The following is a 6889-nucleotide window of genomic DNA, read 5'->3' on the forward strand; positions in this document are numbered from 1 at the left end:
CCGCACAGTGTCGCACATCCCGGGGGGCGGAGGACGGCGCAGCTTCCCGGCGAGCCGGCGCGACCGGCCTAGCGGCTGCCGCGCAGGCGGGGGTCGAGCACGTCGCGCAGGGCGTCGCCCAGGAGGCGGAAGCCGAAGATGGTCATCGCCAGCATCAGCGCGGGGAAGATCGCCAGCCATGGAGCAACGCGCAGCAACTCACGAGATGCGTTCAGCATCGTCCCCCAGGTCGGGAAGTTCGGGTTCAGGCCAACGCCGATGATCGCCAGTCCGGCCTCTGCCTGGATGGCGCCGGAGATGCCGCCCGTGGCGCCGACGATAATGAGGTAGAAGACGTTTGGGAGTATGTAGTGGCGCAGGATACGCTTATCAGTCGCGCCGATGGCCTTCGCCGCCTCGATGTACGGCATCCCGCGTAAGCCAATGATTACGGAACGCAGAACGCGGGACGTGTTTATGCCGTTGAGTATCCCCAGCGTAAGAACGAACGTGAGAGGACTTGCGCCGTATATCGCCATGAGCGATATGAGGATGATCAAATCAGGCAGGACGCCGAAGATCTCGATGAAGCGCTGCAGGATCAGGTCCACCGACGTTACGTAGTAGCCGCTGATCATTGTCAGGAACGTCGAGAGAGTCGTGCTCAGAGCAAAGACCCCGACGCCGATGGTCACGGAAACGCCGGCCCCGTAGAGGAGGCGGCTGAAAACGTCCCGGCCGAATTCGTCCGTGCCAAACCAGTGCTCGGAAGAAGGGCCCTTGAGGCGGTCCTGGCCCAGCTTGTACTCGTTGTAGTGGTAGGGCGCGATGCTGGGCATGTCGCGGTTGACGATGGCGCTGAGGCCGCCCCCTGTGACCGCCATGACCAGGAGCAGGAGCACGAGAAAGCCCCCGAAGGCGCCTAACGGCTTGCGGCGCGTGAAGCGATAGAGGTTCGTTGGGATGCGGATGTGAAGTGGCGGCTTTTGCTCGAAGCCGGTGAAAGCTTCATCCCGCCCGAGTGACAGCGCGCTCTGGTCGATAGACATCCGAACCCCCCGATTATCGTCCGCGGCGCCGGCCGCCACCCGAAGCGTAGGAGACGCGCGGGTCAAGCCAGGCGTAGGAAAGGTCCACCAGCAGCTGAGACGAGAGCGTAATCACGGCGAAGAACATCGTCGTCGTCATGACTACCGGGTAGTCAAGGTTTACAGACGCGGCGGTGAGGTAGCGGCCCATTCCCGGAAGGCTGAACAGGTTCTCGATAATCACGCTGCTGGTGAGGAGGCCAGGGATCGCACCGCCGATGATGGTGACGAAGGGCAGCGCGACGTTCTTCATCGCGTGGCGCGCGAGCACTGTGTTCTCAGGAAGGCCCTTGGCGCGCGCGGTCCGGATGTAGTCCTGGCGCAGCACCTCGAGCAGGAACGTCCGCGTGAACCTGATTAGGTTGCCCACGGCTCCTACGGCGATGATCAGCGTCGGCAAGAGCATGATCTTTACGTGCCGCACCGGGTCGTCCCACACGTTGCTGAAGCTCGTTGGCGGAGCCCACTGGAAGTACACGGCGAGGTAGGTCAGGACGAGGATGCCGACCACGAAGCCGGGGATTGAGTCCAGCAGGTAGGCGCCTCCCCGGAGGATGTAATCGGGCCCCTTGTCCTGAAACACCGCGCTCAAGACCCCCAAGGGGAACGAGATGGCCCAGGTGAAGAACAGGCCAATAATGCTGAGCTCGAAACTCACCGGGATCCGGAAGGTCAACTCCTCGCTGATGGCGCGCCTGGTGTGGATCGACTTGCCGAGGTCCCCCGTGAGCACGCCGGTGAGCCAATCCATGTACTGACTAAGGAGCGACCCCGTGAGCCCTAGCTCCTCGCGGAATTTCTGGACCGCCTCAGGGTTGTCGATCCGCGCCTCGCCAAGCTCACGCTCTACGGCATCCTGTGGGGGCAACACCCGGATGACGATGAAAAGCGCGATGGACATTGCCAGCAGGGTGGGTATCAGGAGTATCACCCGCCGCAAGGCGTACTGAGTCACGCCTGCCTCCTCCAAGGCTGCGCCGCCAGACGGGATCTGGCGGCGCCGAGTGGTCCTGGCTTTAGTTCACGCATACTCGGGCTTGTTCTTGTCGTCGATCCACTCCCTGTAGGCAGGCGAGGAGGTGTTCCTGTACCAGGGCTGCTGGAATCCGAAGCCTCCGGAGACCCCATCGCCCGGGAAGGTGTAGAAGAGCTTGGCCATGTGCTTCTGGATGTCGTGGATGATCGCCGTACGCTTCTCTTCGTCACGCTCCACGCGCTGCTTCTCGATCATCGCGTCCAGGGCGGGGTCGCTGCGCCACTTATACCGCTGACCCCTCGTGTGATACCAGTTGAACAGCTCCTGGTCGATCTCCGCGTAGGTGAACTCGGGGTGCTGGATTGAAATGCCCTTGAAGTCCCTCTGCTGGTAGATCTTGGGCAGGTACTCGGCGTAGGGAGGACGGTTCAGCTTCACCCGCACGTTCAGGTTCAGCGCCCACTGGTCGATGGTGATCTGGACCACCTGCGGGTAGACAGTCGTGCCGTACTCGGTGCCGCCGTTCATGTAGCCGTCGATCTCGAAGCCGTTCGGGAAGCCTGCCGCGCTCAACAGCTTCTTGGCCTCAGCCACGTTGAAGAGGAAGTTCTTCGAGAGGTCGCCGAGCTTGTTCTCCTCCGGGTTGAGCCAGTATGGATAGCCGACACCGCCGGCCTTTACGTGTGTCGGCATCCGGCTCTCGACAGGGATGCCGGCGGCCGCGAAGTCGCTCAGGCTGCCGATGACCTCCCTCATGCCCTTCCAGTCGACCCCCATGCGCAGGGCGATGCGCACGCGCTCGTCGTTCCAGGGCGAGGTCTCGAACTCCCGGTGGCCGAAGAAGTTGATCCTGTAACTCCCCGCCGGGTCACCCTTGAGCATGCGCGCCTTCGGATAGTCCTTCCGCAGCTGCAGCACGTCGGTCTGCGGTGGCGTGTACGCGATGCTGTTTCCCGTGACGAACTGGGCCCGCTGGTTCGCCTGTTCGGGAATGATTGGGACTGACCACTTCTCAATGAACGGCTTGCCGCGCCAGTAGTCGACATGACGCACATACTCCCGGCCAATCGACGGTTGGACGCTGGTCAGCACGCGGTAGTTCGTCCCGATTGTCTGGGTGTCGAAGCGCCTCTCGTCCTGCATGATCTCCTTGGGGACGATGTAGAAGCTCGAACTCCCGACCGTGAGCAGGCGGAGGAACGCGACGTTTGGCGTCTTCATCTTGAAGACGAACGTGCGCGTGTCAGGCGTCTGGACCGAGTCGATCGAGTCCTTCAGCGTCGCCCCAAGGAGCGGCGACGCGAGGGCGCGCTCGTACGACACCTTCCAGTCGTCGATGTCCATCACGCGGCCGTTCACGGGCGCGATCGGGTGGAACTTCACGTTTGGCCGCATCTTCAGGGTGAACTGCGACGCGTCCGCCGCCACCTCGTAGCTCTCGGCGAGAGCGCCGATTATCTTCCGGCCCTCAGGCGAAGCCGGGTCGATCCCGGGGCCGGAGTTGCCGTACAGCAACGGCTCGTAAGCGACGCCGGCGACGGCGAGGGTCGTGAAGCTATTGCTACGAGTCGGGTCCAGACCTCCCTGGATGTCATTACTGGACGGGCCAACGTGGGTCCCGCCTTCTCGAGCATTCTTGGTCTCATCCGGGAGCTGCCAGTTATACAGGATGGCATTAGGGTCGACCTTGGTGGTCCCGGCGCCGCCGTCCCCTCCCCCGCCACAGCCGACGACGCTCAGGGCAGCGGCTCCTGCGCCCACGGCTGCGGCCGCGCCGAGCGCCCTTCGGCGGCTGATGCGCGATTTCGTTATCCGCTCCCAATAACTAATCCCAGCCATCAGTCTTTCCTTTCGCCTCCCCGGACAACCTATAGATGAATCCTTGAGAAGTCGCAAACGACTACTATCCGGATCGCCGCCAGCGTAGATACGCCGGTTACGAGTGTCAAGGCCTTTATGGTGCCCTTCATCGCCTCTGCCGCCAGCGAATGGCATACTTGCGCCTGCACTAGATTTACGGAGGAAGCAGCCCATGGAGATCGGTGTCGGGCTGGACGCGAGCCTTAGGCTGTCGTTCGAGGAGCAAGAGCAGCTTTCGCGCGAGGCCGCGCGTATGGGGTATACGAGCATCTGGACGCCGGAGGGCGCCGCAGAAGACTCGTTCCTACTCTGCGCCCTACGCTGGAAGGCGTCCGCTGAGGTAGTGCCGGGAGGCCTCACGACCGGCATCGCCGTCTCGCCCGTCGGCCTGCGCACGCCGATGGGGTTCGCCATGAGCGCAGGCACCATCAGCAAGCTCAGTGGCGGCAGGTTCATACTCGGCATCGGGACGGGCACCGCCTACACGCCCCAGTACCGGCACTCGTTCGGCATTCGCCAGACCTCCAGCCTGCAGCTCATGCGCGACTACGTGACGGCGATCCGCGCGCTTACACGCGGCGAGAGCGTCACCTGCGAGACGAAGTCCTTCACATACCGCGGCGTGCGGCTGGGGATCGAGCCACCGCCGGCTACTCCCGTCTACCTGGGTGCCCTCGGGCCGGAGATGCTGCGCCTGGCGGGCGAAGTGGCGGACGGGGCCTCGCTGAACTGGTGCTCTGTCGAGCAGATCCCCTGGAGCCGGGAGCGGATCGCGGAGGGCGCCGCCCGCGCCGGGCGCGACCCCGCCGAAGTGAAGGTAGCGGAGTACATACGCATCTGCGTCGACGATGACGTACAGACCGCGCGGCGGGCCTACACTCGCGCCGTCATGGGCTACGCCATGGGTCGTGGCACGGACTCGCGTGGCCGCCCGCAGGGTTATCGCGCCCACTTCGAGCGCATGGGCTTCGCCGAGCAGCTGGCGGCCATGGACCGCCTGCGCGAGAAGGGCGCGCCGCCGAACGAGATGGTCGACGCCTTCCCGGAGGAGGTCCTGCGGGCCGTGGGCTATTACGGCCCAGCGGCCGGTGCCGCGAAGGCGTTCCGGGCCCTGGCCGAGGGCCTGGACTGCGCCATCGTGCGCGTGGTTGCCGCCCGCCCAGGCATCGACTCCGTCCGGGCTGTGATGGAGGCCTGCGCGCCCGCCAAAGTCCTGGCTTAGCCTTCGGCTCTGGGCTTCTCGGCTAGCGGGCGCCTGTGGCCACCTGGAGAGCGCCTAGATCTGGCTGTAGCCGCTCCCGGGGCGCTCCGGGTGCACACCGGTCCCCTTGGCCTCCTCCTTCGGCATCCAGCCAAACTCGGACAGTATCTGCTGGCTGTAGGTCACCCGCCCCGTGACCTTTTCCAGCGGCTCCGAGGCGAGGAGCAAAGCCGCCCTGGCCATCAGAATCGGCGGCTCACCGCGCGGGTCGTCCATGCCGGACACGAGCTTGTGGAAGACGGTGCCGGGCGTGGGGACGACCTGTGAGGGCGAGACGCAGGTGACGGAAATCCCGTAGGAGTAGACCTCCTGCGCCAGGCCCTGGGTGAAGCGCTCCAGCGCGGCCTTCTCGGCGCCGTAACAGGTGCCGCCGCTCTCCGGGTTGGCGCGCCCTTCGTAAGGCCCGCGGCCCGGCCCGATCGCCGCCCCTGAGGAAATGTTGACGATGCTCCCGCTGCGCCGCGGGATCATGTCCTCCAGCACCAGCTTGCTCAGGATGAACGGGGCGTGGAAGTTCACCGCCCAGGACCGCATCCAACGGTTGAGGGGGTAGTCCTTCACCGGGATGAAGTAAGTGAGGGCGGCGTTGTTCACCAGGACGTCCACGGGGCCGTAGATCTCGCGCGCGGACCGGATGAGCTTCTCGCACTCCTCCGGCTGGGAGATGTCGGCGGTCACGGCCGTCGCGTCGCCGCCCGCCTGCTTGATGCTGTTCACGGTCGTCTCGAGCGACCCCTCGAGCGGGTGCTCACCCTCGTGCAGGGTGCGGGCGGCGGCGATTACCTTGCCGCCCTCGGCCGCGAACACACGCGCTATCTCGGCGCCAATCCCCCTGCTGGCGCCTGTTATCACGCACACCTTCCCGTCCAACTTGCCCATCGTGATTCCTCCTCGTTTGCTGGCGTAAGCGTAGCGGAGGACGGGGAGCAGAGAACAGAGAGCAGAGAGCAGAGAGCAGAGAACAGAGAACAGAGAGCGGGGCGTTAACGGGCCCACGGCGAGTTCCCGGGGGCACTGTCGCCGGCGGCTTCGGGTATGCGTAGCGTGGTTGCCGTAAGGTGGGACGCCTGTTAGGTTGTATGAGTCATGGCTACGAAGTGCGAAGTCTGCGGCAAGGGCACGACCTTCGGCCGCAACATCCGCTACCAGCACTCAGGCAAGTGGGAGCGCCGGGCTCCGCGCACGAACCGCATCTTCAAGGCGAACGTCCACGTGCAGCAGCTGACCCTGAACGGCGAAACCCGCCGCTTCAAGATCTGCACGCGCTGCCTGCGCAACACCACCAAGGTCGCTGCCCGCTAAACCGCCTCCCGCCTCCTCCAGCAACCCCGTCAGAGCTGCCGAAGCGCTGAACGCGCTCGGGACGAGGGAGCGCCCGAGCTAGCCTTGCGGCTCGCGGAGCGCCGCCAGGAGCGCCGCCATGTTCTCGGCGATGGAGGCCTTGTCGTTGTATACGGCGGCGCCGGCGACGAGGATATCGGCCCCGGCCGCAACGCACCGGGGCGCGGTCGTCAGGTTCACGCCCCCGTCGACCTCGATGGCCAGGCTCAAAGACCGCCGGAGGCGCTCGGCGGCAAGCCACTTCACCTTCTCGAGACAAGCCTCGATGAACGGCTGGCCGCCCCAGCCCGGGTTGACGGTCATGACAATGACTTGGTCGGCCTCGGGTACGACATCGGCAAGTGCCGAGACGGGCGTCCCCGGGTTCAGGCAGACTCCGGCGCG

Annotated in this window: 7 protein-coding genes; 2 read left to right on the forward strand and 5 right to left on the reverse strand. The window is 65.0% G+C overall.

The window, feature by feature from the left end:
* Nucleotides 1-68: 68 nt before the first annotated feature.
* The 3 genes from VNN10_08815 to VNN10_08825 form a co-directional block, all read right to left on the reverse strand.
* Nucleotides 69-1028, reverse strand: coding sequence for an ABC transporter permease (locus VNN10_08815; GenBank protein ID HXH22118.1), 960 nt, complete (start codon nucleotides 1026-1028; stop codon nucleotides 69-71).
* Between the two features lie 13 nt (nucleotides 1029-1041).
* Nucleotides 1042-2022 (reverse strand): ABC transporter permease, encoded by a 981-nt coding sequence (locus VNN10_08820; GenBank protein ID HXH22119.1) that lies wholly within the window; start codon nucleotides 2020-2022, stop codon nucleotides 1042-1044.
* A gap of 66 nt (nucleotides 2023-2088) precedes the next feature.
* The gene (locus VNN10_08825; GenBank protein HXH22120.1) at nucleotides 2089-3882 is read right to left on the reverse strand and encodes an ABC transporter substrate-binding protein; all 1794 of its coding nucleotides are present in this window, start codon (nucleotides 3880-3882) and stop codon (nucleotides 2089-2091) included.
* Between the two features lie 193 nt (nucleotides 3883-4075).
* Between VNN10_08825 and VNN10_08830 the strand changes: the two genes are divergently transcribed.
* On the forward strand, nucleotides 4076-5125 hold the full coding sequence (locus tag VNN10_08830) for an LLM class flavin-dependent oxidoreductase (GenBank protein HXH22121.1): 1050 nt from the start codon (nucleotides 4076-4078) through the stop codon (nucleotides 5123-5125).
* Between the two features lie 54 nt (nucleotides 5126-5179).
* Here VNN10_08830 and VNN10_08835 read toward each other — a convergent pair whose 3' ends face one another.
* A complete protein-coding gene (locus tag VNN10_08835) occupies nucleotides 5180-6043 on the reverse strand; it encodes an SDR family NAD(P)-dependent oxidoreductase (protein HXH22122.1) in 864 nt (287 codons plus the stop codon).
* Nucleotides 6044-6250: 207 nt separating this feature from the next.
* On the opposite strand from VNN10_08835, the gene VNN10_08840 reads away from it, so the two are divergent.
* Nucleotides 6251-6466: a bL28 family ribosomal protein gene (locus VNN10_08840; GenBank protein HXH22123.1), complete on the forward strand. Its 216-nt coding sequence runs from the start codon at nucleotides 6251-6253 to the stop codon at nucleotides 6464-6466.
* 78 nt (nucleotides 6467-6544) lie between these two features.
* Here the strand turns inward: VNN10_08840 and VNN10_08845 are convergent.
* Nucleotides 6545-6889 (reverse strand): ribulose-phosphate 3-epimerase (locus VNN10_08845; GenBank protein ID HXH22124.1); only part of this gene is annotated, 345 nt, incomplete at its 5' end.

The organism is Dehalococcoidia bacterium, assembly GCA_035574915.1.
Taxonomy (GTDB): Bacteria; Chloroflexota; Dehalococcoidia; order DSTF01; family WHTK01; genus DATLYJ01.

What these genes read in the sequence shown, in the direction of transcription:
- VNN10_08815 (HXH22118.1), bottom strand. Translation starts at nt 1,028, where the DNA reads ATGTCTATCGACCAGAGCGCGCTGTCACTCGGGCGGGATGAAGCTTTC.
- VNN10_08825 (HXH22120.1), bottom strand. Translation starts at nt 3,882, where the DNA reads ATGGCTGGGATTAGTTATTGGGAGCGGATAACGAAATCGCGCATCAGC.
- VNN10_08830 (HXH22121.1), top strand. Translation starts at nt 4,076, where the DNA reads ATGGAGATCGGTGTCGGGCTGGACGCGAGCCTTAGGCTGTCGTTCGAG.
- VNN10_08835 (HXH22122.1), bottom strand. Translation starts at nt 6,043, where the DNA reads ATGGGCAAGTTGGACGGGAAGGTGTGCGTGATAACAGGCGCCAGCAGG.
- VNN10_08840 (HXH22123.1), top strand. Translation starts at nt 6,251, where the DNA reads ATGGCTACGAAGTGCGAAGTCTGCGGCAAGGGCACGACCTTCGGCCGC.